The 24,793-nt window shown below is 73.0% G+C and carries 16 protein-coding genes and 3 pseudogenes; 11 read left to right on the top strand and 8 right to left on the bottom strand.

From position 1 onward, the window contains the following. Positions 1-142: 142 nt before the first annotated feature. Positions 143-727: a TerD family protein gene (locus AB0G56_RS00540; protein ID WP_360961334.1), complete on the top strand. Its 585-nt coding sequence runs from the start codon at positions 143-145 to the stop codon at positions 725-727. A gap of 114 nt (positions 728-841) precedes the next feature. Here AB0G56_RS00540 and AB0G56_RS00535 read toward each other — a convergent pair whose 3' ends face one another. The 5 genes from AB0G56_RS00535 to AB0G56_RS00515 form a co-directional block, all read right to left on the bottom strand. After that, positions 842-3,169 carry a GH92 family glycosyl hydrolase gene (locus AB0G56_RS00535; RefSeq protein ID WP_360961331.1) on the bottom strand — a complete coding sequence of 776 codons (2,328 nt, stop codon included), beginning with the start codon at positions 3,167-3,169 and terminating at the stop codon, positions 842-844. A gap of 308 nt (positions 3,170-3,477) precedes the next feature. Beyond that, positions 3,478-4,458, bottom strand: a complete 981-nt coding sequence (locus AB0G56_RS00530; RefSeq protein ID WP_360962204.1) for a hydroxyacid dehydrogenase — start codon at positions 4,456-4,458, stop codon at positions 3,478-3,480. 116 nt (positions 4,459-4,574) lie between these two features. After that, complete coding sequence (locus tag AB0G56_RS00525; protein ID WP_360961328.1) at positions 4,575-5,456, bottom strand: carbohydrate ABC transporter permease; 882 nt, start codon at positions 5,454-5,456, stop codon at positions 4,575-4,577. Then, entirely contained in the window at positions 5,453-6,427 is a 975-nt protein-coding gene (locus AB0G56_RS00520) for a sugar ABC transporter permease (protein WP_360961325.1), read from the bottom strand. The genes AB0G56_RS00525 and AB0G56_RS00520 overlap by 4 nt, the downstream gene beginning before the upstream one ends. Next, the gene (locus AB0G56_RS00515; RefSeq protein ID WP_360961322.1) at positions 6,424-7,767 is read right to left on the bottom strand and encodes a sugar ABC transporter substrate-binding protein; all 1,344 of its coding nucleotides are present in this window, start codon (positions 7,765-7,767) and stop codon (positions 6,424-6,426) included. The genes AB0G56_RS00520 and AB0G56_RS00515 overlap by 4 nt, the downstream gene beginning before the upstream one ends. Before the next feature lie 298 nt (positions 7,768-8,065). Between AB0G56_RS00515 and AB0G56_RS00510 the strand changes: the two are divergent. From AB0G56_RS00510 to AB0G56_RS00490, 5 genes and pseudogenes are all read left to right on the top strand, one after another. After that, positions 8,066-9,858 (top strand): annotated as a pseudogene (locus tag AB0G56_RS00510) (DUF2264 domain-containing protein); the annotation flags it as partial. 534 nt (positions 9,859-10,392) lie between these two features. After that, positions 10,393-11,451: a substrate-binding domain-containing protein gene (locus tag AB0G56_RS00505; RefSeq protein WP_360961318.1), complete on the top strand. Its 1,059-nt coding sequence runs from the start codon at positions 10,393-10,395 to the stop codon at positions 11,449-11,451. A gap of 124 nt (positions 11,452-11,575) precedes the next feature. After that, positions 11,576-12,151 (top strand): sugar O-acetyltransferase, encoded by a 576-nt coding sequence (locus tag AB0G56_RS00500; protein ID WP_360961315.1) that lies wholly within the window; start codon positions 11,576-11,578, stop codon positions 12,149-12,151. Positions 12,152-12,159: 8 nt separating this feature from the next. Beyond that, a pseudogene (locus tag AB0G56_RS00495) lies at positions 12,160-12,699 on the top strand (TetR family transcriptional regulator); the annotation flags it as partial. A 330-nt stretch (positions 12,700-13,029) separates the two neighbouring features. After that, a complete protein-coding gene (locus AB0G56_RS00490; protein WP_360961312.1) occupies positions 13,030-14,517 on the top strand; it encodes a cytosine permease in 1,488 nt (495 codons plus the stop codon). 82 nt (positions 14,518-14,599) lie between these two features. Here AB0G56_RS00490 and AB0G56_RS00485 read toward each other — a convergent pair whose 3' ends face one another. After that, positions 14,600-16,210, bottom strand: a complete 1,611-nt coding sequence (locus AB0G56_RS00485; RefSeq protein ID WP_360961309.1) for a phosphodiester glycosidase family protein — start codon at positions 16,208-16,210, stop codon at positions 14,600-14,602. Positions 16,211-16,626: 416 nt separating this feature from the next. On the opposite strand from AB0G56_RS00485, the gene AB0G56_RS00480 reads away from it, so the two are divergent. The 5 genes and pseudogenes from AB0G56_RS00480 to AB0G56_RS00460 all read left to right on the top strand — a co-directional run bounded on the left by AB0G56_RS00480 (position 16,627) and on the right by AB0G56_RS00460 (position 22,267). Further along, complete coding sequence (locus tag AB0G56_RS00480; protein ID WP_360961306.1) at positions 16,627-18,162, top strand: MFS transporter; 1,536 nt, start codon at positions 16,627-16,629, stop codon at positions 18,160-18,162. Positions 18,163-18,224: 62 nt separating this feature from the next. Next, positions 18,225-18,716, top strand: a complete 492-nt coding sequence (locus AB0G56_RS00475) for a MarR family winged helix-turn-helix transcriptional regulator (protein ID WP_360961303.1) — start codon at positions 18,225-18,227, stop codon at positions 18,714-18,716. Further along, a pseudogene (locus tag AB0G56_RS00470) lies at positions 18,716-20,395 on the top strand (MFS transporter); the annotation flags it as partial. The gene AB0G56_RS00475 and the pseudogene AB0G56_RS00470, both read left to right, overlap by 1 nt. A 33-nt stretch (positions 20,396-20,428) precedes the next feature. Next, positions 20,429-20,977, top strand: coding sequence for a carboxypeptidase-like regulatory domain-containing protein (locus AB0G56_RS00465; protein ID WP_360962201.1), 549 nt, complete (start codon positions 20,429-20,431; stop codon positions 20,975-20,977). A gap of 93 nt (positions 20,978-21,070) precedes the next feature. Beyond that, complete coding sequence (locus AB0G56_RS00460) at positions 21,071-22,267, top strand: cytochrome P450 (protein ID WP_360961300.1); 1,197 nt, start codon at positions 21,071-21,073, stop codon at positions 22,265-22,267. 12 nt (positions 22,268-22,279) lie between these two features. Here AB0G56_RS00460 and AB0G56_RS00455 read toward each other — a convergent pair whose 3' ends face one another. Together AB0G56_RS00455 and AB0G56_RS00450 are read right to left on the bottom strand one after the other, a co-directional pair. Then, a complete protein-coding gene (locus AB0G56_RS00455) occupies positions 22,280-23,071 on the bottom strand; it encodes a serine protease (RefSeq protein ID WP_360961297.1) in 792 nt (263 codons plus the stop codon). A gap of 124 nt (positions 23,072-23,195) precedes the next feature. After that, positions 23,196-24,434, bottom strand: coding sequence for an aminotransferase class V-fold PLP-dependent enzyme (locus tag AB0G56_RS00450; RefSeq protein ID WP_360961294.1), 1,239 nt, complete (start codon positions 24,432-24,434; stop codon positions 23,196-23,198). Positions 24,435-24,793 lie beyond the last annotated feature (359 nt).

The following is a 24,793-nucleotide window of genomic DNA, read 5'->3' as shown; positions in this document are numbered from 1 at the left end:
GCCCCGCCGACGGAAAGGCCGGTTCGGGACCCGGGGAGATTTCCGGGCGAACGGGCGCAGGACGGACCCGCCGTGGAGCGTGCCGGACACCCCAGGCACACTTTGGGTGTCGCAAGTCCCATGACCAGAGGATGATCAACGGATGATTACGCTGACGAAGGAAGACGGCCCGGCGGACCTGGACGGTGTCACCCATCTGTCCATCGGAGTGTCGTGGGACCCCACGGCGGGCGCCAGTGGCGGCGTGATGGGCATGCTGCGCCGCAAGACCGGTACGGATCTGGACCTGATCGCCGTCGCGATGCAGGGCGGCGACCCGGTGCGCCTGGCCGGTCTGGACTCGCTCGATCCGATGGGCAACGGCTCGCTGGTGCACAGCGGGGACAACCAGACCGGGCGGGGCGACGGCGACGACGAGACGGTGACGGTGGAGTTCGCCCGGATCCCGCAGCAGATCACCTCGATCGTGTTCGTGGCCGCCGCCTTCAAGAAGGGCAGTTCCTTCCAGAAGGCCCGCAACATCAGCTTCAAGGTGTACGACGCCACGGGCGGGACCAGCCAGCAGGTCGCCGACATCTGGCCCAGCCTGCTCACCCAGGACAACGGCTGCGCCGTGGCCAAGGCGGTGCGGGCGGGCGGCTCGTGGAAGCTCGAGGTGATCAATGTGACGGGCAAGATCAAGCAGGGCGACGAGCACGCCCTGATGCGCTTCGCCGTGAGCAAGTGACCCCGGGCCCGGGGCGGCACGTCGCCAGGGGCCGGGGCCGGGGCCCGGTCCCGGTGGCGGGCGGGTGCGCCACCGGGCCGGGTGCGGCCTCTGCGAACGGGGCCGCCGCAGCGGTCAGTTCAGCGGGGGAGGACCGGCCTGGGCGTCCGTGCCCCAGGCCGAGGGCTCAGCGCCGACGGTGAACGCCAGCGACCGTGTGTGCCGCAGGTCGCCCGTCGTGAGATACGTGCGCCCGTAGGCGGAGCCGTCGACGCGCGCCGACTGGACGTAGTGCCGGGTGTCGGAGGTGCCGGGCGCCGTGATCGTGAGGGCGCCGTGCGGGTAGTAGTGCCGGTCGAGGGTCAGGTCGACCCGTTCGAAGACGGGGGTGGACAGGCCCCAGGTGTCGTAGCCGGGCTGCACCGGGAAGACGCCGATCGACGAGAGCACGTTCCAGGCGGACATCGTGCCCAGGTCGTCGTTCCCGGTCATGCCGGTCGGCGTGTCCGTGAACAGGGTCAGGGCGGCGTGCACCACGTCGGTCGTCTTCCACGGCTGTCCGGTCGACAGGTACGTGTAGGGCGCGATGAGGTCGGGCTCGTTCTGCGGGTTGTACTTGTCCGCGTTGTAGTAGTCGTACGGGCCGTTCACCCACACCTCGCGGGCGGTCTTCGCGGGGTCCTTCACCAGCCGGTCGTAGGCGAAGAAGGAGTCCAGCCGGTCGTTGGCCGCCTGCTTGCCGCCGATCAGGCCGATCATGCCGGGCAGGTCCTGCGGCACCAGCCACTGGTACTGCCAGGCCGTGCCCTCGTGGAACCCTTCGCTCTGGGCGGGGTCGGCCGGCCCGGTGAAGGCGCCGGAGGCGTCGCGGGCCCGGAAGAAACCGGTCGAGGCGTCGAAGATCTTCCGGTAGTTCTGCGCCCGAGCGGCATAGCGCGCCGCGTCCGCGTCATGGCCGAGGCCACGGGCCATCTCGGCGAGCATGGCGTCCGACAGGGCGTACTCCAGCGTCGCGGACGGGCCGTGGTCGTAGTCCGAGTCGCCGGGCTTGGCGTGCGGGCGGCCCTTGATGTAGGGCGCGAAGCCCTCGGCCAGGTACTCCTTGTTGGCCTCGCGGCCCACCGCCGGGGAGTCGGCGGGCGGCACGCCGTCGGCGTTCTTCTTCAGGGCGCGGTAGGCGCGGTCCTCGTAGCCCTTGAGCAGGCCCTGCTGGTAGGCGTTGGTCAGGAACGGGGTGACCGGGTCGCCGGTCATGATGTTCGTCTCGACGGTGCCGTAGCCCCACTTGGGCAGCCAGCCGCTCTCCTCGTCGATGTGGATGACGGAGATCGCCATGTCGCGCGCCTCACGCGGCGCGAGCAGCGACAGCAGCTGGGACTGGGTGCGGTAGGTGTCCCACAGCGACCAGTTCTGGTAGTAGGTGAAACCCCGTGCGCGGTGGACGCGCTGGTCCCAGCCCGTGTAGCGGCCGTCGACGTCGCTGCCCACGTTGGGCGCGAGGAAGGACCGGTACAGGGACGAGTAGAAGGTACGGCGGAGCGTGTCGCCACCGCCCCGCACCCGGACGTCGTCGAGCCGGTCCTCCCAGGCGCGCTGTGCGGCCTTGCGGACCTTGTCGAAGGAACGTCCGCCCTCGGCGCGGAGGTTGAGGGCGGCACCGTGCGCGTCGACGTAGGACAGGGCCGTCGTCGCCTCGACGGTACGGTCCTTGGTCGTGTCGAAGCGGACGTACGCCCCGCCCTGCCCGGTCCGGGACCCGGCGGTGACGGTGGAGCCGTCCCAGGTGCCGTACGCGGTGAAGGGCCGGTCGAAGCGGGTGATCGTGTACACGGTGTACGGCTTGGTGTCCTGGCAGAAGCCGCTGCCGGTGATGGCGGTGCGCACGGTCCGGTTGTCGAGCACCTCGACCTTGGTGGAGAGCGTGCGGTGCAGTGACTGGCCCGCGTCGAGCAGGACGTTGGCCTTGTCGGTGGCCGGGAAGGTGTAGCGCTGCACGCCCGTGCGGGCGGTCGCGCTCAGCTCGGCGTCGATGCCGTTCTTCAGCCCGACCTTGTAGTAGCCGGGGCTCGCCTTCTCGGTGTCGTGGCTGAACTCCGCCTGGTACTTGGCGTAGTCGGTCTCGGTGACGTCGCCGGTGGTGGGCAGCACGGGCAGGTCGCCGCCGAGTCCGCAGCCGACGCCGGAGAGGTGGACGAGGGAGAAGCCCCGGATGTGGTTCTGGGAGTGGTCGTACCCGGTGTTGTGCCCGGTGTCCGGCGAGAACTGCACCATCCCGAAGGGCACGGCCGCGCCGGGATAGGTGTTGCCCTCGTTCTCGGTCCCGATGAACGGGTTGACGAGATCGGTGAGCGGCGCGTTCCGGGCGGTGGCGGCCTGGGCGGTGGGCGCGGCCAGGGCGGCGCCGAGGAGTGCGGCCGCGGTCACGGCCGTTCCCGCGCCGCGTATGCGCTGGATCCATCTCATGGGCGTCAGCCCCTCTCCGCGAGCAACTGGACAACGTTGTCAGAAGCGGCGCTCATTCTTCGGCCTGTACGTGTACTCGTCAAGAGTGGGTGCAGGCGCCGGGGAGGGAGGCGTGCGTCGAGGGCGGCCGGGGCGGGCGGACCCGCCCCGGCCCGCCCGCCGGCCTTTTGGCGGGGCGCTGTTGACGATGCGTCGGTGACGACGCGTCGGGCGTCGGTGCGCCGCGCGGACTGCGTGGTCCGGAGGTCCGGCGGTCAGGGCCGGCCGCTCGGCCGCTTCCTACGCTCGCGCCCTCGGCCCCGGCCGGGTCAGGCCGAGCGCGTGGCGTCCTCGCGGCGGACGGCGTGCGCGAAGGGGAGGCCGGCCGTGTAGCGGGCCAGTTCGTCGGCGGCGGCCGCCGCCATGCGGTGCAGTTCGCCGCCGAGGGAGCCCGCGACGTGCGGGGTGAGCAGGACGTTGGGCAGGTCGTACAACGGCGAGTCGGCGGGCAGGACTTCCGGGACGGTGACGTCCAGGACCGCGTTGAGCCGGCCGGTGCGCAGTTCCGCGACGAGCGCGTCCTGGTCGACGAGGGAGCCCCGGGAGGTGTTGACCAAGGTGGCGTCGTCGCGGAACAGGGCGAGGCGGCGGCGGTCGATGAGGTGCCGTGTGGTGGGCAGCTCGGGCGCGTGCACCGTGACCACGTCGCTGCCCGCGCACAGCTCGTCCAGCTCGACCGCGCGGGCGCCGAGCGCGGCGGCCTCGGCGGTGCCGATGTAGGGGTCGTGCAACAGCAGGTCGAGGTCGTGGGGGCGGAGCAGTTCCAGGACCCGGCGGCCGATGCGGGAGGCGCCGACGACACCGACCGTGCGCCGGTAGTTGCCGGCGCCGGTGTAGGCCGCCTGCCAGTCGTGGTCGGCGCGCCGGGTGCGGTAGTCGTCCCGGATGCGCAGGAGTTGCTTGTTGGCGAGCAGCACGACGGCCACGGTGTACTCGGCGACCGGCAGCGCGTTGGCCCAGGCCGCCGAGGTGACCTGGATCCCGCGCCGCCAGCAGGCCTCGGTGACGTGGTGCTTGACCGAACCGGCCGCGTGGATGACGGCTCGCAGCGCGGGCGCCCGGTCCAGGACCGCTTCGTCCAGCGGCGGGCACCCCCAGCTGCTGACGATGACCTCGGTCTCGCGCAGCGCGGCGGCGGCCCGCGGGGCGGCGAAGTCGTCGACGACGAGGGCGGGGTCGAGGTCGGCGAGCGTGGTGAGCCGGGTCAGGGTGGCCGGGTCGATCAGCCGGGCGGCGAGGTCGGTGTGCATGGCCAGCAGGGTGCGCGGACGCCGGTGAGCGCGGGGCGCCGTGTCCGGCCGCGCGAAGGGGCTGTCGGGGGGGTTGGACACTCGGTTCTCCGGTACGTGTGCGGCAGGGGCGGACGTCACTTGACGCTTCCTGCGGTGAGGCCGGCCTTCCAGTGGCGCTGGAGGGCGACGAAGGCGATGACCAGCGGGACGATGCCGAGCAGGGAGCCGGTGACGACCAGCGGGTAGTACTCGGGGAATGCGTGGGTCTGCGTGTTCCAGCTGTACAGGCCGAGGCTGACGGGGAAGAGCCGGTTGTCGGAAAGCATCACCAGGGGGAGGAAGAAGTTGTTCCAGATGGCGGTGAACTGGAACAGGAAGACGGTGACGAAGCCGGGCATCACCATGCGCAGACCCACCGACCAGAAGGTCCGCAGCTCACCGGCGCCGTCCATGCGGGCGGCCTCCAGCACCTCGCCCGGCACGTATCCGGCGCAGAAGACCCGTGCCAGGTAGACCCCGAAGGGGTTGACCAGGCTGGGGACGAAGACGGCCCAGAAGGTGTTGACGATGCCCACCTTGGAGGCGAGCAGGTACATCGGCAGGGCCAGCGCGGTGGTCGGCACCAGCACGCCGAGCAGGACGAGGCCGAAGAGCTTCTCCTTGCCGGGGAAGGCGTAGACGTGGAAGGCGTATCCCGCGCACACGCACACCAGCGCGCACAGCACGGCACCGATCCCGGCGTACAGCAGGGAGTTGAGGTACCAGCGGAAGTAGATGCCGTCGCCGGTGGTGACGAGGGCGTGCAGGTTGGCGCCGAGGTGCCAGGTGGAGGGGGAGAGAGCACGGCCGCCGAGCAGGTCGCCGGTGTTCTTGGCGGCGGCGGTCAGCAGCCAGCCGAGCGGCAGCAGGGTGTAGGCGGTGGCCAGTACCAGGGCGCCGTTGACGGCGGTCCGGGACAGCGACCAGGGACGGCCGCGTCCGCGGGCGGCACCGGGCTGTGCGGTGGCGGTGGTCATACGGCGGCCTCCGTGGCGTGCTGGGACCGGGCCCGCTCGCCCCGGCCGCGGGTGGCGCGGGTGACGACGAAGGAGAGCGCGGCGGCGGCCAGCGCGAGCAGGACGGAGGACGCGGCGGCCAGGCCGTAGTCGTGCCGCTCGAAGGCCGCGGTGTAGGCGTACATGTTGGGGGACCAGGTGGAGACGACGCTGGGCGTGGCGCCGTGCAGGATCACCGGCTCGGTGAACAGCTGCAGCGAGCCGATGACGGTGAACAGGCCGACGACCGTGAGCGAGGAACGGATCAGCGGGAGCTTGATGCTGAGCGCGGTGCGCAGCGGTCCGGCGCCGTCGACCACGGCGGCCTCCAGGACCTCGCGCGGGATGGCCTGCAGTGCGGCGAAGAAGATCACCATGTTGTAGCCGGTCCACTCCCACACCGCCATGTTGACGACGGCCGGCAACGGGTGGCCCAGCAGGTCGGTCCGGCCGCCCAGGGAGTTCAGCGCGCCGATGACCGGGCTGATGCCGGGCGTGTAGAGGTACACCCAGACCAGCGCGGCGATGGTGCCGGGCACGGCGTGCGGCAGAAACAGCGCGAGCTGGAAGAAGCGGCGCGCCCGCACCAGCGCGGAGTCCAGCAGCAGGGCGAGGGCCAGGGCGAGGGCCATCATCAGCGGGATGTACAGCAGGCAGTACTGGAGGAGGTTGAGGAAGCCGCCGCGGAAGGCGCTGTCGCCCAGGGCACGGGTGTAGTTGCCGAGGCCGGTGAAGACGGTCTCGCTGCCGCCGAAGCCGAGGCCGGAACGGTGCTCCGCGTACAGGCTCAGGTAGACGGCGTAGCCGATCGGGACCAGGGTGGCGGCGGTGAAGAGCAGGAAGAACGGTGCGAGCAGGACGGCGGGCGCCCCGTACCGCCGCCGCCGGGCGGCAGCGGTACGGGAGGGCGCGGCGGGATGCGCGCGGGCTGCCGTGGGAGCGGTCGGTGTCATCGCGCGGAGACCTTCAGGCCGCGGGTCTTCATCTCGCCGACGGTGTCCTTCTGCGCGGTGGCCAGTGCCTGGGCGATGCTGCCGGAGCCGGAGGCGAGCTTGCCGAAGGAGTCCTTGAGGGAGTTGTTGGTGACGCCCATCGCCGGTCCCCAGGTCCACTTCTGCCCGATGGAGCGCGCGCCGCTCTTGTAGACGGCGTAGATGTCCTGGCCGCCGTAGAACTCGGTGGAGAAGGCCTTCGCGGCGACCGGGACCAGCTCGGGGTCGGCCGGGTAGGCCGAGGAGTCGCCGGAGGAGATCCGGGCCTGGATGCCCTGGGCGGTGGTGGTGGCCCAGGTGGCGAACTCCACGGCGGCCTTGGCCTTCTTGCTGTCCTTGGAGACGGCGAACGTGCTGCCGCCGAGCATGCCGCTGGCCGGGGTGCCGTTCCAGGAGGGCAGCGGGGCGACGGCCCACTTGCCGGCCTGGTCCTTGGGGAGGGTGGCCTTCAGCACGCCGCCGCCCCACGAGGCGCCCAGGTAGCCGGCGGTCTGCCCCTTCTGCAAGGAGGCCGTCCACTGCTGGCTGAACGAGGGTTCCACCCGGACCAGATCGTCGTCGATCATCTTCTGCCAGTAGGCGGCGACCTTCTGGGTCCCGGCCCCCTCCAGACTCACCTGCCAGGTGTCGCCGGCCGTGCCGAACCAGGGGGCGCCGGCCTGCCACGCCATCGCCTCGAATGTGGTCGGGTCGTCGGGGAAGAAGGTGGCGATGCGGCTGCCCGGCTCGGCCTTCTTCAGCTTCTCGGCGGCCGAGCGGAACTCGTCCCAGGTCGTGGGCGCCTTGACGCCGGCCTTGGCGAACAGGTCCTTGCGGTAGTAGAAGGCCTGTGGGGCGGCGTCCAGCGGCAGGGCGTACGTGGCGCCGCCGAGCGTGGTCAACTGCACCGCCTGCGGCAGGTACTTGTTCTTCAGAGCGGAGTCGACGTACTGGCTGATGTCCTGTACGGCGCCCTGGCTGACGAAGTCGGGAAGCTGCGGGTACTCGACGTTGAAGACGTCGGGGGCGTTGCCGGCCTTCACGGCGTTCGACAGCTTGGCGTAGCCGCCGGCCGAGCCGGAGGGGATCTCCTCGTAGCTGACGTGGACGTCCTTGTGGGAGGCGTTGAAGGCGTCCACCACCTGCTTGGTCCCCTTGGCCCAGCCCCAGAACGTGATGTCCACGGCCTTGCCCGCACCGGCCGAGGGCCCGTCGTCGCCACCGCCGCCGCAGGCGGCGAGGAGGGTGGCGGACAGGGCGGCGGCGGTGAGCGCGGCGGCGGCGCGGAGGGCTCTGCGACTGCGGGCGGGGGCAGCGGACATGGCTCGGCTCCTGGGGACGTGACGGGTGGAAGGTGCCCGGTGGGAACCGGCGGCGACGAGGCCTGCCGGACTCCGTGGCCGCCGGGCCCGGGTAGGCACATCTTGGGAACACATCCGATCGAAGTCAATACCTATCGATCGAACGATCGAACCTGATCAGATGGAGGAGGGGGGCGGATGGGCATATGCTGCGTATTTCATGACACCGGCGCCGCGATGGCGGATCATTCGATCAACAGCATTGACGATCGATCGGACAGTCTCCTAGATTCGGCATCCCGAGCCAGGAGCCGTCGACATGTCCCTTCCGCCCTTCCCGCCCGAGGACCGCACGCTCAGCCCGTACACCGGCTGGACCCGCGCCCACTGGGAGACGGCGGCGGACCGGCTGCTCGGCGCCGCGCTGCGGCACGCCGGCCCGGGGCACGCCCTGATCGCGCTGCCCGGCCCGCGCCCGAGTCGGTCCGGTCCGCGTTCGGACGCGCTGGAGGGGTACGTCCGCACGTTCCTGCTGGCCGCGTTCCGCGTCGCGGGTGCCGGCGGCCGGGGCCCACGGGGACTGCTCGACCGGTACGCCGAGGGACTGACCGCCGGCACCCGTTCCCCCACGACCGACAGGGAACTGACCGGCCGCGATCCGGTGGCCTGGCCGGCGGTCGCCGACCGTGGGCAGGCCATGGTGGAGGCGGCCTCGGTCGCGCTCGCCCTGCGCCTGACCCGCCCGTGGCTGTGGGACCGCCTCCCGGCACCCACCCGCGCCCGCGCGGCCGACTGGCTCGCCGGCGCCCTCCACCACACCCCGGTCGACAACAACTGGTGGCTCTTCCAGGTCACCGTCGGTGGATTCCTGGCCGAGGCGGGCCATCACACCGAGGCCGCCGAACGCGCCGTGGAGCAGGGCCTGGGCAGGATCGAGCGGTGGTACCTGGGCGACGGCTGGTACACCGACGGCCGGCCGCGCGCCGTCGACCACTACAACGGGTGGGCCTTCCACCTCTACCCCGTCCTGCACGCCCACCTGTCGGGCGACACGGGCCTGCTCGACCGCTACGGCACCCGGCTCGCCGCCCATCTGCGCCAGTACGCGCACACCTTCGGCTCCGACGGCGCCCCGCTGCACCAGGGCCGCTCGCTCATCTCCCGGTTCGCCTCGGCCGCCGCGCTGTGGGCCGGCGCCCTGACGGACCGGACCCCGCTGACGCCGGGCACCACGCGGCGCCTCGCCTCCGGCGCCCTGCGCCACTTCCTCGACCGGGGCGCCGTGGACGGGGACGGCCTCCTCACGCTCGGCTGGTACGGCCCCTGCCCGCCGCTGGTGCAGCCGTACTCGGGTCCCGCCTCGCCGTACTGGGCGGGCAAGGGCTTCCTCGGGCTGCTGCTGCCGCCGGACCACCCGGTGTGGACCGCCACCGAGGAACCCGCCCCGGCCGAGCGGGCCGACACCGTCCTCGTGCTGCCCGCGCCGGGCTGGCTGGTCCAGTCCACCGCCGCGGACGGGCTGGTGCGCCTGCACAACCACGGCAGCGACGACCAGCCGGCCGACGAGGTGCTGCCGGACGATCCGCTGTACGCCCGCCTCGCGTACTCCACCGCCACCGGCCGGTCTTCGAGGGGACCCTGGACAACCACTTCACGCTGCTGGTCGGCGGCGAGGCCGGCGACCGCGGCCCGATCCACCCGCTCGGCGCGGGCCACGGCTGGGCCGCCTCCGCGCACCGCCCCCGGATCGCGGGCGCCGAACTGCCCGGCGTCGCCGTCACCTCCCTGGTGCTCGTCTCGGGCGACCTCGAGGTCCATGCCCACCTGGTCCGGGGAGCCGCCGCCGGAACCGGGGTACGGCACACCGGATGGGCCGTGGCCGGGCACACGGTGCGCACCACCCGCACGGACGGGCGGGCGCACGTGCGCGCCGAGCGGACCGGCGGGCCCGCGCTGCTGTCCGAGGCCGTCGTGCTGCACGGATTCCACACCGCGCGGACGCGGGACGTGCCCGCCGGAACCGCCTTCGGGCCCTCCGCGGCGCTCCCGGTGCTGACCGGCACGGTCACCGGCGAGGAGTGCCTGTTCGTCTCGGCGATGCGGCTGACCGGTACGGACACCGCCGCGCCGATCGCCGTGACGATCGAGGCCGAGGCCGTGCCGCAGGGGCACCGGCTGCTCGTCCACTGGCCCGGCGGCGGCCGGCCCGACGGCTGCGACCGGCCCGGCGGCGGCTGCGAGGCGCTGTTCCACGCGGACGGCGTCACCGTCACCGCCGGCGCGGTCCGGCCGGCGGCGCGGCAGGGGCCGGGGCCGACGGCCGCCGGTCACAGCCCGGGGCCGTCGTACGCGCCGCGGCCGGGCTCGGCCGTGGACGAGACCGGCGCACCCCGGTAGTCGCGGCCCCCGCCCTGAGGCGGTTGGACCGTCGCGTCGTGGTCGCCGAGCGGCAGGTCGTACCGGCTGCGACGGCCAGGACTGGAGACGCGGAGACCGGTGGCCGAGTCAATACGGATGAACCACTCGATCGAATATCGGTCACGGAGCGATCGGAACGACAAGAGTGGCCAAGTAATGAGCACTAGATCAATTTGAGATCGAATGATATCCTGGAAAGAGAGTCGGACCACTGAGAAAGGGACCGCCATGTCGATCGCGGCGGACGAGCGCCGGACGCGGATCCTCGAGATCCTCCGCAAGCTCGGCACGGTCCGGGTGACGGACCTCGCGGACCGCCTGGACCTGCCTGCGGTCACGGTACGCCGTGATGTCGCCGCCCTGGCCGAAGCCGGCCTGCTGCGCCGCGCGCACGGCTCGGTCTCGGTCCCCGAGGAGCGTTCCGGTGTGCCGTCCGACGCCCGCACCCTGGGCCTGATCGTGCCCACCGTGAGCCACACTGTCAGCCAGTACTTCGACGAAGTGATCGCCGGGGCGCGTGCCGCCGCCGCCGACGCCGGAGCGCATCTGGTGCTCGGCATCTCCTCCTACGACCCGGGTTCGGACCGCGTCCAGGCCGAACAGCTCCTCAGGTCGGGCGCGGAGGGGCTCATGCTCACGCCCAACTGGATGTCCACGAACAACACCCAGGACCGGCGCTGGCTCAACGAACTGCCGGTGCCGACCGTGCTGGTGGAACGCCGGGCCGCCGCCGGCACCCCCGCCGCGGAGCTGGACTCCGTCAGCTCCGACCACCACCACGGAGTCCTGCTCGCCCTGCGCCACCTGGCCGAGCTGGGCCACGAGACGGTCGCCCTCGCCGCCCGCCGCGACACCTGGACCGCGATGAAGGTGCGCAGCGGCTACGCCGAGGCGTGTGAGTCGCTGGAGCTGACGCCGCGGCCGGTGATCGACATCGACGACCCCGCCACGGCTCCGGAGGAGGTGAGCCGCAAGCTCGCCGAGGGCGTCGAGAAGGGCGTGCGGGCCGCGCTCGTGCACAACGACCAGGACGCCATCCAGCTTCCGGCCCTGCTGCGTGCGAGAGGTCTGGCCGTGCCCGAGGATCTGGCGCTGATCAGTTACGACGACGTCTTCGCGGCCCTGGGGGCGCCGCCGCTCACCGCCGTGGCCCCGCCCAAGAAGGCCGTCGGCGCCGCGGCCGTCGACCTGCTGCTGCGCCGGCTGCGGCACGGAGCGGCCCTGCCGGTCCACCGGGTCGAACTGCTGCCGGAACTGAAGGTCCGCGCCTCCTGCGGCGGCGCCTGAACCGGGCTCCGGACTCCGGACCCGGACCCCGGAGCGCGGCATCGCTGCCCCCCGGGGGAGTGGCGCCGGGCTCGTCCGCCGGCGTGCGTACGGACGTACACTTCGGAGGCGTACGATCGTACGCATGGACTACTTCGCCGGCGATCCCCGTACGAACCGGGAGCGGATGCTCGCCGGTGACCTCTACATCGCCGACGACCCGGACCTGGCCCGCCAGGCGCAGCGTGCCGTACGCCTGACCGCGGCGTACCAGGCCGCCTACGCCGAGGACGTCGACGCGGCCCGGCCGCTGATCGAGGAGCTGCTCGGCAGCCTCGGCCCGGACGCCCACGTCAGGCCGCCGCTCTGTGTCGACTACGGCAGCCACATCAGCATCGGCGCGAGGACCTTCGTCAACCACAACCTCACCGCCCTCGACGTCGCCCCGATCACGATCGGCGAGGACTGCCAGATCGGTCCGAACGTCCAGCTGCTCACGCCCGTCCATCCCCTGGAGCCGCAGCCCCGCCGTGACAAGCTGGAGGCGGCCCGCCCGATCACGATCGGGGACAACGTCTGGCTCGGCGGCGGCGTGATCGTGCTGCCCGGAGTGAGCATCGGCGACAACAGCGTCGTCGGGGCCGGTGCCGTGGTCACCAAGGACATTCCGGCCGACGTGGTCGCCGTGGGCAACCCCGCCCGGGTGACCCGCGCCCTCTAGGGGGCCCGGTGGCGACCGGACATGTCGACCCCCGCCGCCGCGAGCGGATCATCGCGGCGGCGCTGGACCTCATCGCCGAAGAGGGGGTGGCGGGCACCTCGCACCGCAAGGTCGCGGCCCGCGCGGGCGTCCCCCTCGGGTCGATGACGTACCACTTCCAGAACATGGACGAACTGCTGCGCGAGGCCTTCACCGCCTTCGCCGCCGGTGTCGTCGCCCTCTTCGAGGAGTTCCTCGGCACCGCCACCACGCCCCAGGAGGCAAGGGCGGCGGTCACCGATCTCGTGCACCGGATCTCGGAGGGTGACCGACGGGACGTGGTGCTCACCCATGAGCTGTACACCCTGGCCGCCCGGCAGCCCGCCTACCGGGAACTGACCCGAGCCTGGATGGAGGCGAGCCGGCGGGTGCTGGGACGGCACTTCGACCCCGTGACGGTCCGCCAGCTCGACGCGCTCATCGAAGGCCTCTCCCTGCACCGCGCGCTGGACACCCGGCCGCACGACCGGGCGCTGACGGCGGACGCGGTCGCCCGCATCACCGCGCCGGGCTCCTCGCCCGCCTCCGAGCCCCAGCCCTCTTCCGAGCCCTCCTCCGCCCCCGAGCCCTCCTCCGCCCCCGAGCCCTCCTCCGTGCCCGCCCCGGAGCCGGCACCCGCCCCCGCGCCCCCGTCCCCGGAGGCCGATCAGGCGGCGGGGGGCGAGCGGGGCCGATCGGGGCGGCTCGGGGTCGCCCGGGGCCCTCGCCCAGGACCGATCTGCGGACAGGCTATTGGCAATCCATTCATCGACCCATAGTCTGCATAGCCATATGCAGTCGGTCCGAGCGCTCGCCCGGCCAAGCGACATCGTCCGGCGCCTACCAGGACGGAGCAGGAAATGGCCCAGGCATTTGTGGAACGACGTTCCATCGACGTCGTCCCCGACGAGGAGCGCCACGGCACGGCGTTCTCGCAGTTCACTCTCTGGCTGGGGGCCAACCTCCAGATCACCACGGTGGTCACCGGCGGCCTCGCCGTGGTCCTCGGCGGCGACGTGGTCTGGTCGCTGGTCGGCCTGCTGGCCGGCAACCTGCTCGGCGGCGCCGTCATGGCCCTGCACTCGGCCCAGGGGCCCCGGCTCGGGCTGCCGCAGATGATCTCCTCGCGGGCCCAGTTCGGGGTGCGCGGAGCGGTCGTGCCCCTGGCCCTGGTCGTGGTGATGTACGTCGGCTTCTTCGCCAGCGGATCGGTGCTCGCCGGGCAGGCCGTCGGCAAGCTGACCCACCTCGGCCCGGTGCCCGGCATCATCATTTTCGCGCTGGTCACCGCGGTGATGGCGACCGTCGGCTACCGCGTCATCCACGCGCTGGGCCGGGTGGCCAGCGTGGTGTGCGCGCTCAGCTTCCTCTACCTGGGCGGCCGGCTCCTGAGCCGGATCGACCTCGGGCACGTAGCCCACCAGCACCACTTCGCGCTGCCGATGTTCCTGCTGGCCATGTCCCTGTCGGCGTCCTGGCAGCTGGCCTTCGGGCCGTACGTTGCGGACTACTCGCGCTACCTGCCCCGGACGACCTCGCCCCGCGCGACCTTCGGCTGGACGCTCGCCGGCACCGTGCTGGGCGCCCAGTGGTCCATGGCCTTCGGCGTCCTCGTGGCGGCGACTGCGGGCACGGCCTTCCTCGACGACCAGGTCGGCTATGTCGTGGGCCTGGGCGGCGCGGGCCTGATCGCGTCCTTCCTCTACTTCGTCATCGCGCTCGGCAAACTGACCGTCAACGTGCTCAACACCTACGGCGGCTTCATGTCGATCGTGACCAGCGTGAGCGGTTTCCGCGGTCAGCGGGTCCTGACGCGGGGCGGCCGCACGGCCTACATCGCCGCCATCATGGTCGCGGGCACGGCCGTCGCGCTGGCCGGGCGGAACTCCTTCCTGGACTCCTTCGCCGACTTCCTGCTCTTCCTGCTGACGTTCTTCACCCCGTGGTCGGCCGTCAACCTGGTCGACTACTACCTCATCTCCAAGGAACGCTACGACCTGCCCGCCCTCTCCGACCCGAACGGCCGCTACGGCGGCTGGCGCTGGGAGGCCCTGCTCGTCTACGGCATCGGACTCGCCGCCCAGTTCCCGTTCCTGTCCACGAGCTTCTACACCGGATCGTTCGTCGGCCCGCTGGGCGGCGCGGACATCTCCTGGATCGTGGGCCTGGTCGTCCCGGCGGTGCTCTACCGGTTCCTCGGCGCCCGGCGGCACCGCTCGACGCCCGCCCCCGGCCCCGGCGCCCCCGCGCAGGCGTCCGGAACGGCCGGGCCGTCCGGCGACACGCCCCGGCCGGCCGCGACCGCGGACCCCACGGCCGTCGCCCCCGCCGCGCCGCAGGCGGACTGACCGGCCGCGCGCACCCGGGCGCGCGCCTCGGCCCGTGCGCGGGGACGGCCCGGCGGACCGGACCCGACCGCCCCCGCGCGGGTCACGGACGGGGCCGGGACAGCAGCACCTGGAGGGTGCCGCCGACCGCACGCTCGCCCGTCGCGTCCGAGGGGTTGGTGACCAGGACCCCGTCGACGGCCATGGCGGTGGAGCCACCGCCGTCGAGGGCGAGGGCGTCCACGGCACCGAGCGAGCGCATGAACGAGGCGGCCTCCTGGAGGGTGAAACCCTCGCTGCCGTCCATACGGCGGCCGTCCACCGTCGCCAGGATCAGCCGGCCCCGCGCGTCGACCCCGGCCATGGTGCGCGGCTGGCGTGCGTTGGCCCAGGCGTAGCCGAAGGACAGGTCCCGGGGGTCGACGACCCCCTCGGCCGCCGCGTCGATGCGGGTGCGGCCGCGGCTGACCAGCGTGGGGGCGGCGCTGACGATGCTGTCGCCGCGGCCGAGCCGTACGCTCCGTCCCGCGGTGTCGCGCACGTCCTCGCGGACCTCGATCCGCTGCCCCTTGCGGGCGTGGGCCCTGAGCCAGTCGGCGGCCGGGCCGATCCCCTGGACGACCCTCGCGTGCGCCGGGACGGAGCCGCCCCGGGCGCCGGCCGACACCACGCGGCCCTGCGCGTCCAGTACGACCTGGGCGCCGGGCCCGGTGGGCAGCCGCGCACCGAACTCGTCGGTGAACAGCACCAGCTCGTCGCTGCTGTGACAGGTCACGTCCTGCCAGGGCCGCTCGCTGGGCGTCGCGCCCGGACGCCCGCAGTCGCGGACGAGTCCGGGCGTCCGGTTGATGCCCTGGGCCTCGTGGCCGTACGTGCCGGCGGACACGGTGACCGTCGTCGTCAGATCCGCCACCCGAGCCCGCCGCCCCCCGTCCTCGATGACCAGCGCCGCCCGGGAGCCGGCGGCCATCGACTGCAGCTCGCCGTCGTCCGCGCTGATGCCCGACTGGGTGCCCTGGACGCCGTCGGCGTCGGAGGTGACGAAGAACCCCGCGTTGACACCCACCACGGAACCCAGCTTCGCGGCGACCGACGAGGTGGTCGCGCGCCGGGCCACGTCGCCGTCGTGGGTGCCCTGCACGGTGCCCAGGAACCGCTGCGGATCGACGACGGCGACGTGCACGTTCTGCCGGTCGGCGGGCTGGTCGGCGTCGTAGCCCGTCCAGTCCGCCGCGGTGTGGAAGCCCGCCGCCGTCACCGCCTGCGCCGCCCTCCGCGCGGCGGCCTCGGTGGCGTACGTGCCCACTCTGACGCGCAGGCCCATCACGCCGTGCGGGGTGTCGGCGTAGGCGGGCCAGTACACCTTCTCCACCCGCGGTGCGAAGCCGCCCGCCCGCAGCCGCTCGGCGGTGGCGTCGGCCCAGTACCGCGCTCCCACCGGTGCCCAGGTCGCGGAGCCGCTGAGGCGGCCGGTGGCGGGGGCCTGGACGGTGACCGTCCAGAGAGGCTCGGCGCCGCGGTTCTTGAGGGTGGCGCTGCGCACCTGCACGCCCGGTGCGACCGTGGTGGTCGTCCAGGTGGTGGCCGCCGCGGCCGGGCCGGGCGCCGCGGCCTGCGCCGTGCCCCACAGCCCGCCCGACGTGATGACGCCGAGCACCGCGGCGGTGCTCAGCAGGACTCGTGTGCGCGCGGCGGACCTGCGCTGGTGACCCATGGCGTCCTCCCCATTCGATGACCGCGGCCGCACGAGCCGTGCGGTGCCGGTCGCCTGCTGCGACCGATGACAACCGGCGGGCGAAGCGACCGCGGCTCCCGGCGGTGACGGCGCGGGGAACACTCGGCGAACAGCTGCACGGCGCCCTGCGGCACACCGCCGCGACCGCCCGGCGGCGGGGCCCGGCACCGCCGCCGGGCGAGCCTGGACCGTGACCCGCAGTACACGCTTCATCACCATGAGGACACACTGCACCGGCGCCGCGGGGCGCAAACGGCGCACTCGGGCGGTGCGTGAAGAGCGTGCATCGGGGCAGCCGACCCAGCACACATGTTGCCGATCTTCAGCAGAATGCCAATACATTACGAACAGTGCAAAGCGGGCAAAAGGCGAGTGAACGGGCGAGGTGACGGGTCGTGGACGTGACACCTGAGGGGCAGACGGGCCCCTCCAGCGGGGAGCGACTGCGGGGGACCGTCGCGCACCTGCCCCGGCAGGTCCGTGAGGAACTGACCCGCAGACTGCGGCGCAGCAGGCGTGCGCTGCGCAAGGAGGACGTGCAGGTGGTCGAGCCGCCGCTGCTCAGGCGCGCGGTCGGGGCCTCCGCCCTCGGGAACTGCATGGAGTGGTTCGACTTCGGCGTCTACAGCTACCTCGCCGCCACCATCGGCAAGGTCTTCTTCCCCGGTGCCTCACCCGGCGCCCAGGTGATCTCCTCCTTCGCGACCTTCGCCGCCGCGTTCGTGGTGCGGCCCCTGGGCGGTCTCTTCTTCGGCCCCCTCGGCGACCGCCTCGGACGCCAGAAGGTGCTCGCCACCACCATGATCATGATGGCGGCCGGCACCTTCGCCATCGGCCTCATCCCGAGCTACGGGACGATCGGCCTCGCAGCGCCGGTGCTCCTGCTGCTCGCCCGTATGGTCCAGGGCTTCTCCACCGGCGGCGAGTACGGCGGCGCCACCACCTTCGTGGCCGAGTACTCGCCCGACCGCCGCCGTGGCTTCCTCTCCAGCTGGCTGGACTTCGGCACCTTCGTCGGATACGCGCTCGGCTCCGCCCTGGTCACCGTGCTGAACTTCCTGCTCAGCGACGGCCAGATGCTCTCGTGGGGCTGGCGGATCCCGTTCCTGATCGCCGGGCCGCTCGGCGTCATCGGCCTGTACATGCGGCTCAAGCTGGAGGAGTCGCCCGCCTTCCAGCAGCAGCTCGACGAGCACGAGAAGAGCCTCGCGCAGAAGTCGGCGGGCAGCGAGTTCAAGACCATCGTGAAGAACCACTGGGGAGCCCTGCTCATCTGCATGGGCATCGTGCTGCTCTACAACGTCACCAACTACATGGTGACCGGCTACCTGCCCACCTATCAGACGGAGACCCTCCACCGCTCCAGCAGCTCGGCCGATCTCCTGGTGCTGATGGGCATGGTGTGGATCGTGCTGCTGATCACCTTCATCGGCCGGCTCAGCGACCACGTCGGCAGGCGCCCCGTCTACGCCGTCGCCGCCGCCGCGATGATCGTCCTCGCCATCCCCTCCTTCCTGCTGCTCAAGATGCACGGCACCTGGCCGCCGGTCGCAGGCGTGCTCATCCTCTCCACGCTGCTGGCCGGCTTCGCCGCGCCCAGCGCCGCCACCCTGCCCGCGCTGTTCCCGACCGCCATCCGCTACGCCGCCATGGGCATCGGCTTCAACTTCGCCGTCGCCGCGTTCGGCGGCACCACCCCGCTGGTCACCGCGGCCCTGGTCAACGCCACCGGGGACGACCTGATGCCGGCCTACTACCTGATGCTGGCCGGTGTCATCGGCCTGGTGACCGTGAAGTTCCTGCCGGAGAGCGCGCAGGTGCCGCTGCACGGATCGCAGCCGATGGTGGGCTCCGAGGAGGAGCAGCGCGAGCTGCTCTCCACCTCCGAGGCGCTCTACCGCGCCACCCGGAAGACGCGGCAAGGGCCGTGACGGCCCCTTTCCTTACCGTCATTTGATAGGACACCTATATAGGAGCGTGATACGAAGGAAGCGTGGACCAGTCGCACTCCGCACCCGGCACGGAGGACACCGCACGGGCCCTGGCCGACGTGGCCTCGGCGGTGATCAGGGCACTGACGGACCGGCGCCAGCTGAGTCTGACCGCCGCCGCCACCCTCGCCCGGCTCGAACGCGACGGCCCGGCCCGGCTGACCGCGCTCGCCGCGGCCGAGGGCGTCACCCAGCCGTCCATGACCCAGCTGGTGCAGCGACTGCGGGCCCAGGACCTCGTCGCACGGGTCGGCGACCCCGACGACGGCCGGGTCAGCCTGATCACCCTCACCGCCACCGGCCGCGCCGTCCTGGCCGCCCGCAGGAAGGCCCGCGACGCCCGACTGGCCCAGCTGCTGGCCGCCCTGCCCGACGAGGACCAGCGGGCCCTCGGGGCGGCGATGCGGACCGCCCTGCCGCTCGTGCTGCGGATGCTCGAGGAAAGCGCGCAACCGTCCCCGCTTCCCGAACACCAGCCCACCGGGAGCACGTGATGACCACCGTCCAGCAGCGCGGCCGCAGATCGTGGATCGGCGTGGACCACCCCGGCTACAAGTGGGTGGCCCTGACCAACACCACCGTGGGCATGCTGCTCGCCACGATCAACAGCTCGATCGTGCTGATCTCGCTGCCCGGCATCTTCACCGGCATCCGCCTCGACCCGCTCGAACCCGCCAACGTCAGCTACCTGCTGTGGATGCTGATGGGCTACATGCTCGTCACCGCCGTCCTGGTGGTCGCCCTCGGCCGGCTCGGCGACATGAAGGGCCGGGTGCGGATCTACAACGCCGGGTTCCTCATCTTCACGCTCACCTCGGTCGTCCTCTCGCTCGACCCGTTCCACGGCGGCGGTGGGGCGCTGTGGCTGATCGGCTGGCGCATCGTGCAGGCGGTCGGCGGGTCGATGCTGATGGCCAACTCCGCCGCCATCCTCACCGACGCCTTCCCGGCACGGCAGCGGGGCATGGCTCTGGGCGTCAACATGGTGGCCGGCATCGCGGGCTCGTTCCTCGGCCTGGTCCTGGGCGGTGTGCTCGTCACCTGGAACTGGCGGTCCGTGTTCTGGGTCAACGTGCCCATCGGTCTGATCGGCACCGTATGGGCGTACAAGTCGCTGCACGAGACCGGTGTGCGCAGGCCGGGGCGGATGGACTGGTGGGGCAACGTCACCTTCGCGGCCGGTCTGACGGTGCTGCTCGCCGCGATCACCTACGGTATCCAGCCCTACGGCGGCCACACCATGGGCTGGACCAACCCCTGGGTCATGGCCGGACTGATCGGCGGCCTGGTGCTCCTCGGCGTGTTCTGCCTCGTCGAGACCAAGGTGCCCGAGCCGATGTTCCCGCTCGGCCTGTTCCGCAACGCCGCCTTCGCGGGCGGCAACGCGGCCACCCTGCTCGGTGCCGTCGCCCGAGGCGGACTGCAGTTCATGCTCATCATCTGGCTCCAGGGCATCTGGCTGCCCCTGCACGGCTACGACTACGCCGACACTCCCCTGTGGGCCGGCATCTACATGCTGCCGCTGACCATCGGCTTCCTGCTCGCCGGCCCCGTGGCCGGGGCGCTGTCCGACCGGTTCGGGGCACGGCTGTTCGCCGCGTCCGGGTTCGTGGTGATGGCCGTGTCGTTCGCCGGACTGCTCGTCCTGCCCAGCGACTTCGGCTACTGGGTCTTCGCCGGGCTGATCCTCCTCAACGGACTGGGCGGGGGCCTGTTCGCGGCGCCCAACACCTCCGTCATCATGTCCAGCGTGCCCGCCGACGCCCGGGGCGCCGCCTCCGGCATGCGGGCCACCTTCCAGAACGCCGGCATGGTGCTGTCCATGGGCGTGTTCTTCTCGCTCATGGTCGCCGGGCTCTCGGGAACCCTGCCCCACACCCTGGCCTCGGGCCTGACCGCCCAGGGCGTCCCGGCGGACGCCGCCCACACGGTCGCCGAACTGCCCCCGGTCGGCGTCCTGTTCGCCGCGTTCCTCGGCTACAACCCCATCCAGAACCTGCTCGGGCCGGACATCCTCGGCCACCTCTCGCCGTCCGCCGCCGCGCACCTCACCGGCCGCGAGTACTTCCCGCACCTGATCGCGCAGCCGTTCCACCACGGCCTCGTCGTCGTCTTCTCGCTGGCCATCGCCATGTCCCTGGCCGCTGCCGCCGCCTCGCTCGTCCGCGGTCGCCCGGGCGCCCCGGCGCCTGCCGGTCCCGTCGGCGTGCCGCGTCCGGCAGGCCCGGTCCGCGCGGCCACCGGGGCCGCCCTGCGGGGCCGCGTGCGCGGCGGTGCGGACGGCCCGCCGGCCGGGGCCACCCTGACCGTCGTGGACGAGCACGGCCGTGAGCACGACGTCGCCCGGGCCCGCGAGGACGGCGGTTTCACGCTGCCCGACCCCGGGCCGGGCCACTGGAGCCTCATCGTGTCCGCCGAGGGGTACCGGCCGTGCACCGTCCGGCTCACCGCGGCGAACCGGACGGCCCCGCACGACATCGTGCTGGACGGTGCCGCGGCCCTGCGCGGCACCGTCCGCCACCCCGAGTCAGGCAGGCCCCTCGCCGGTGCCCGCCTGACCGTGCTGAACGAGCGGGGCGACGCGGTCGGCTCGGCCACGTCCGCCGCGGACGGCACGTACGGGGTCGCCGGTCTGACACCGGGGACGTACACCGTCGGCGTCGCCGACCGCCCGTCCCTCACGACCGAGGTCGTCATCGCCGACGGCACCGCGACCGTCCACGCCGACCTGGGCCCCGGCCGCCGGCCCGGCTGACGCGCCCGGGTCACCCGCCGATCGCGAAAGGGGGGCGCGGGCCGGGGCGGCGGGGGTCTACAGTCGACGGGCCGTGACGAGGGGGTAGTGTCCATGAGCATCGTCGATCTGGCCGCGCTCGGTGAGTCGTTCACCCGGGATCCCCATCCCGTGTACGCCCGGCTGCGGGCGAAGGGGCCGGTGCACCGCATCCGGATGCCCGAAGGGGGCGCGGAGGCCTGGCTGGTCGTCGGGTACGAGGCCGGCCGCGCCGCGCTCGCCGACGCCGGACTCTCCAAGGACTGGGCGAAGGCGTCGCCCGCGCTGCCGCTGGGAACGGTCTCCTCCGGACCCCACATGCTCCGGTACGACCCGCCGGACCACACCCGGCTGCGCCGACTGGTCGCCCGTGAGTTCACGGCCCGCCGGGTCGAGGAACTCGCCCCGCGCGTCCAGCGGACCACCAACACGCTCCTGGACCGGATGCTCGGCGCCCCCGACGGGCGTGCCGACCTCGTCGAGGCCCTGTCCTTCCCGCTGCCCATCTCCGTCATCTGCGAACTCCTCGGCGTCCCCGGCCTGGACCGCGCGTCCTTCCGCACCTGGTCCAACGACGCGATCGGCGCGGCCGACGTCGCTCAGCGCAGGGCCGCCGCGGACGCGATGGCCCGGTACATGCGGGAACTGGTGGCGGACAAGCGGCAACGGCCGGGCGAGGACCTGCTGAGCGCGCTGATCCACGGCGAGGACGACGACGGCGACCGCCTCTCCCACGAGGAACTGGTCGGCATGGCCTGGCTGCTGCTCGTCGCGGGCCACGAGACCACCGTCAACCTGATCTCCAACGGAGTCCTCGCGCTGCTCACCCACCCCGGCCAACTGGCCGCCCTGCGCGCGGACCTCACGCTGATCGACGCCGCCGTCGAGGAGATGCTCCGTTACGACGGCCCGTTGGAGACCCCCACCTACCGCTTCACCACCGAGCCGGTGACGATCGGCGACACCGTCGTCCCCGGCGGCGGTGAACTCGTCCTCGTCGCCATCGCCGACGCCAACCGCGATCCCGGGCGTTTTTCCGACCCCGAACGCTTCGACATCACCCGCGACGCCCGCGGCCATGTGGCGTTCGGCCACGGCATCCACCACTGCCTGGGCGCGCCGCTGGCCCGCCTGGAGGCGCGCATCGCCGTGCGGACCCTGCTGGAGCGCTGCCCCGATCTGGCCCTGGACATCCACCCGGCGGCGATCACCTGGCGCCCCGGGCTGATGATCCGGGGCCCGCGGAGCCTGCCCGTACGGTTCGGCCGGTGAGGCCGGACGGCGTCAGCGGGTGCGGATCCCGAGATCGGCCGCCACCGCGTCGGCGCGCACGAAGAGCGACACCGGGTACTGGCCGTCGCAGTACTTGTTGCCGGCCGACACGATCCCGACGACCTTCCCGCCGCCGTCGAGCGGCCCCCCGGAGTCGCCCGGGCAGACGCTGTCGGCGCTGCCCGGCCGGGACGTGCCGCACAGCATCTGGGCCGGGTCCGTGTCCGTGTCGGCGTAGGGCCGGCAGCGGGCGAGCGGGGACAGGACCAGCCGGGCCTGCTTCAGCCGGGTGGCCGCGGTGCCGGGGCCGGTGCGCCCCCAGCCCAGGACGAGCGCCGTCCGGCCGTCGGCGACCAGAGCGGCGTCCCGCAGCCCGGCCACCGGGATCGTCCGGTAGGGCATCGGGCGGTCGAGCGTGAGGATTGCCGCGTCGTGCGCGGCGCCGGGCGAGCCGTAGCGCGAGTCGAGCCGGTAGGAGGCCACCCGGCGCACCGTCCCGCCGGTGCCGTCCACCCGGATCCGGCCGCCGATCACCCGCAGCGCGGAGACCTTGCCGGCGTCCTGCACGCAGTGTCCGGCGGTGAGCACCTTGGGGGGTGCGACGAGCGTCCCGCCGCAGAACTGGCTGCCGTCGCATTCGATGAGCATGGTGTACGGACGCGCCGCGGTGGTGGCGGGACCGCCGCCCTTCACCGCGGCGGCGGGCCCGGCGCCGGCCAGGAGCGTGCCCACCGCGACCAGTGCGGTGGCGACGGCCGCGCCGCGCGCGCCCGTCCGCGCGGAGCTGACGGAACGGATACGCACGGATGTCTCCCCCCGGGGATCGGCTGCTCGCCCGGCCGCCGTTCGGCGGCCGCGGTCGTCGGTCGGTGGGGAAGACACGTGATCGCGGGGGCTGGTTTCGAAGAACCGTGCCCCTCGGCTGCGGTCAGCTCCCGGCGCGGGCCCGGCGCGCCCACGCGTGCACGACCGGGACGCAGGACTCGGCGAACCGCTCGTAGTCGGCAGGGGTGTTGTAGACGTGGGCCGACAGGCGCAGGTACCCGACCCCGTCGAAACTGGTGAAGGCGGTCTCCGCCGCCAGTTCGGCCGTCGCCCGGTCGCGCAGGGCGTCCGCCGCGAGCCGGCTGGTCCCCAGCCCGTCGGGGAGGCGTACCAGCCGCATGCCGGGCACGGGCATGCCGACCTCGGCGCGCTCCACCGGCCCCGCCGAGCCGGCGAACGCCGCGCCGACCACCCGGGCGCCGTAGTCGGCCAGTTCGTCCATGTAGCGGCGGGCCGTGTCCCAGCCCCAGGTGGCTTCGACGAAGTCCAGGGCCGCGGGCGCCGCGAGCGGACCGGTGGCGTCCAGGGTGCCCTGCTGGTCGAACCGGTCCGGGAACGGCTCGTCCGCCGCCCAGGAGTCGATCAGCGGGTAGAGGTGCTCGCGCAGCGGCCCGCGTGCGACCAGCGCCGCCGTGCCGCGCGGCGCGCAGCCCCACTTGTGGAGGTTGCCGACCCAGGCGTCGCAGACCAGACCGTCCAGCGGGGCGGCCAGCAGGCCGGGGGCGTGGGCGCCGTCCACGAGCAGTGCGACGCCGCGCCGGGCCAGTTCCGCTCCGACCCGCTCCACGGGCAGCCCGCGGGCCGTGGCCGAGGTGATCTGGTCCAGCACCACGAGCGCGACGCCGTCGTCGACCTCGGCCATCACCGCCCGGTAGGCCTGGTCCGCGTCGGCGGCCAGCGGCACGCGGGCCGTGCGGACGCGGCGGCCCCAGCGGCGGGCGAGGCGTTGTGCTCCCATGGTGACCGCGCCGTAGCCGTGGTCGGTGACGACGATGTCGCCGCCCGGCTGCGCGGCCAGGGCGGCGTGGACGACGCTCGCGCCCGCGCTCGCGTTCGGCACCAGCGCGAGGTCGCGGGCCTCGACGCCCAGATGGCGGGCGACGGCGCCGCGGGTCGCGGCCATCCGGGCGGGCAGCCGGGGGAACCAGACGACCGGCGCGCGCTCCATCTCGGCCCGCAGGGCGTTCTGCCGCTCCTGGGCGACCAGCGGGACGGCGCCGAAGGACCCGTGGTTGAGGTGCAGCATGCCGGGGTCCAGGGACCACGCCGCGACGGCGGGCCGGCCGTCCTCCAGCAGCAGCGGGCGGGGCGCGGTGACGACCCCGGTCTCGGTCTCGCTCACGTGACTCCAGCTTCCTCGGTGCCTGCCACGAGCCGCCGGGCGGCGGCGCGGAGGCGGACCGCCTGTCATGGCTTGATCGGAACCCCCACACCCTACGCGCCGCCCACGTCGCCGCCGTCCGCCGCCCATGAGCAGTCCGTCCACCGCCCATATGCAGTCAACCTGCATGCGTCCGAAAGCAATATTGCGTCCGGCTGCAAGATTGCTTACGGTTCGAACATGGACGAAATGTGATGCTCCGGGCGGCCGAGGCGCGCCGCGGGCCGTGCGACGGCCGGACCTCGTGCGCCGACCGGACCCGATGCCGGGTCGGCCGGCGGCCTCCCGCCCGTGCGGACAGCCCCTGCAGATGGTTTCCC

Origin of the sequence: Streptomyces sp. NPDC021356 (assembly GCF_040641015.1) — a bacterium.
Taxonomy (GTDB): domain Bacteria; phylum Actinomycetota; class Actinomycetes; order Streptomycetales; family Streptomycetaceae; genus Streptomyces.
Note: the sequence above shows the minus strand (reverse complement) of the source record. Positions and strands in the feature narration are given on the sequence as shown.

Bases quoted from the DNA above. Each gene is read 5' to 3' on its own strand.
- AB0G56_RS00540 (WP_360961334.1), top strand. From the start codon at position 143: ATGATTACGCTGACGAAGGAAGACGGCCCGGCGGACCTGGACGGTGTC.
- AB0G56_RS00535 (WP_360961331.1), bottom strand. From the start codon at position 3,169: ATGAGATGGATCCAGCGCATACGCGGCGCGGGAACGGCCGTGACCGCG.
- AB0G56_RS00530 (WP_360962204.1), bottom strand. From the start codon at position 4,458: ATGCACACCGACCTCGCCGCCCGGCTGATCGACCCGGCCACCCTGACC.
- AB0G56_RS00525 (WP_360961328.1), bottom strand. From the start codon at position 5,456: ATGACCACCGCCACCGCACAGCCCGGTGCCGCCCGCGGACGCGGCCGT.
- AB0G56_RS00520 (WP_360961325.1), bottom strand. From the start codon at position 6,427: ATGACACCGACCGCTCCCACGGCAGCCCGCGCGCATCCCGCCGCGCCC.
- AB0G56_RS00515 (WP_360961322.1), bottom strand. From the start codon at position 7,767: ATGTCCGCTGCCCCCGCCCGCAGTCGCAGAGCCCTCCGCGCCGCCGCC.
- AB0G56_RS00505 (WP_360961318.1), top strand. From the start codon at position 10,393: ATGTCGATCGCGGCGGACGAGCGCCGGACGCGGATCCTCGAGATCCTC.
- AB0G56_RS00500 (WP_360961315.1), top strand. From the start codon at position 11,576: ATGGACTACTTCGCCGGCGATCCCCGTACGAACCGGGAGCGGATGCTC.
- AB0G56_RS00490 (WP_360961312.1), top strand. From the start codon at position 13,030: ATGGCCCAGGCATTTGTGGAACGACGTTCCATCGACGTCGTCCCCGAC.
- AB0G56_RS00485 (WP_360961309.1), bottom strand. From the start codon at position 16,210: ATGGGTCACCAGCGCAGGTCCGCCGCGCGCACACGAGTCCTGCTGAGC.
- AB0G56_RS00460 (WP_360961300.1), top strand. From the start codon at position 21,071: ATGAGCATCGTCGATCTGGCCGCGCTCGGTGAGTCGTTCACCCGGGAT.